Source organism: Aeromicrobium sp. CnD17-E (assembly GCF_024124745.1).
Lineage (GTDB): Bacteria > Actinomycetota > Actinomycetes > Propionibacteriales > Nocardioidaceae > Aeromicrobium.
On sequence record NZ_JAMXRU010000199.1, the window covers coordinates 1 to 1946 of the forward strand.

Consider the following 1946-nt stretch of genomic DNA (forward strand, 5'->3'; position numbering starts at 1 on the left):
CGGCCGCGCGTGACGCGCTCACGTCGTCGCGACCGGCGCGCACCGACGTGCAGACGTCGCGCGACGGGCTCCTCGGCCCCGACCGGGCGGGCGACGACGCGCCGCGCGTGCCGGCCACCGTCGTCGTCGACCTCGACGCCCGCGCCTGGGACGAGGCGGCCGCGCGGCACGGCGGGACGTCGAACAGCCTGCTGGTGGCCATGGCCGTGGAGGTGCTGCTGGCCTCGGGGCGGGTCGAGGCGGGGCGCCCCGTGCGGGTCTCGTTGCCCGTGAGCCTGCGCGGCCCGGACGACCTGCGCTCGAACGCGACCTCGGGCGTCTCGATCGACGTCGACACCGAGGTCGCGGACGGTGTCGGCCGCGTCGTCGACCTCGCGGCCGTGCGGTCACAGGCCCGTGGCGCGTACGCGACCCTGGCGGCCGGGAGGCGCGACCCCCTCGGCCCCCTCACGCAGCTGCTGCCGGACCCGGCGGTCGCGGTCCTGGCCCGCGGCGTCGCGGCGCCGCTGTGTCTGTGCTCCAACCTGGGACGGCTGCCGGGCACGTTCGCCGCACCGCTGGGCCGTCCGGCGACGTCGGTGCTGATGCGGTCGGTGACGCAGGGGGTCACGCCCTCGATGCTGCGGCGCACGAGAGGTGGGCTCACGGTCTGGTGGGCCCGTCACGGCGACACCGCGACGCTCGCGGTGCTGGGGGTGGACCCCGACCACCTCGGCGACCGCGAGGCCCTGGCGCGTCTCGTCGTGGCGACGACGTCCCGCTGGGGCGTGCCGAGCACCCCCTGGTGACCGCCGTGCCGCGCCGTCGTCAGGCCCGGGGGTGCGCGAGGCGGTAGGCGGCGCGCAGACGTTCGTTGCTGACGTGCGTGTAGATCTGGGTGGTGCCGAGCGACGCGTGGCCCAGCACCTCCTGCACGCTGCGCAGGTCCGCGCCACCCTCCAGCAGGTGGGTCGCTGCGGTGTGGCGCAGCCCGTGCGGGCCGAGGTCGGGCGCCCCGTCGACGGCGGCAAGGCGGTCGTGCACCACCTTGCGGGCCGTGCGCGGGTCGAGCCGTCCCCCACGGAGCCCGAGCAGCAGTGCCGGGCCGCTGTCCGACGTCGCCAGCGCCGGGCGGCCGCTGGTCAGCCAGGCGTCCAGCGCGTGCCCCGCCGGGACGCCGTACGGGACGGACCGTTCCTTGCGGCCCTTGCCGAGCACGCGCACGAGCCGTCGCCCGGGGTCGACGTCGTCCACGTCGAGTCCGCACAGCTCCCCGACGCGGACGCCCGTGGCGTACAGCAGCTCGAGGACGAGCAGGTCGCGCAGCCCGACGGGTCCGTCGTCGGCGACCGCATCGGCCGTCGTGTCGAGCAGGGCCCGCACCTCGTTCTCGCTCAGGACGGCCGGCAGCTCGCGCCGCGCCTTCGGGCTGGCCAGCAGCGCGCCGGGATCCGACGGCGCCCGTCCGGTGCGGACGCACCAGGCGGTGAACGTGCGCGCCGACGTGGCACGCCGGGCGATGGTCGCCCGGGCGCGGCCCAGTGTCTGCTGGTTGGCGAGCCAGCTGCGCAGCGCGCGGGTCGTGAGGTCGGCGGGCCCGTCGAGACCCAAAGCCTGTGCATGCTCGGCGAGCAGGGAGAGATCGGTGCGGTAGCCGCGGACCGAGTGCTCCGACAGGTTCCGCTCGTCGCGCAGGTGCTCGGCGAACGCCTCGACCGCGTCGTCCCAGGCTGCACCCATGCCCCCAGGGTGACGGCTCAGCGCCGGGTCGTCGAGGCACCACGCGGGAGCACGAGCCAGCGGTCGCCGACGTGGACGCAGAGCCCCTGGCGCTCGAGGGCCGTCAGCAGCTCGGCGACCTCGGCGCGACTCCCCCGCGCGGACGCGGCGACGTCGGCACCTGTCCGGGCCTGCTCGAAGGACAACGCGTCGAGCACCCGGCGCGCCAGGCGACCCAGCCGGTCGCG

3 protein-coding genes are annotated in these 1946 nt (G+C 76.7%); 1 reads left to right on the forward strand and 2 read right to left on the reverse strand.

The features are described 5' to 3' along the window. Window positions 1-788: hypothetical protein (locus NH339_RS18055; protein WP_253027387.1), on the forward strand; the 788-nt coding region annotated here is incomplete at its 5' end. Between the two features lie 19 nt (window positions 789-807). Here NH339_RS18055 and NH339_RS18060 read toward each other — a convergent pair. Then, window positions 808-1719, reverse strand: coding sequence for a tyrosine-type recombinase/integrase (locus tag NH339_RS18060; RefSeq protein ID WP_253027389.1), 912 nt, complete (start codon window positions 1717-1719; stop codon window positions 808-810). 17 nt (window positions 1720-1736) lie between these two features. Then, on the reverse strand, window positions 1737-1946 hold a 210-nt coding region (locus NH339_RS18065; protein WP_253027391.1), incomplete at its 5' end, for a hypothetical protein.

Excerpts from the sequence above, each read along its gene's own strand:
- NH339_RS18060 (WP_253027389.1), bottom strand. The coding sequence starts at position 1,719 with ATGGGTGCAGCCTGGGACGACGCGGTCGAGGCGTTCGCCGAGCACCTG.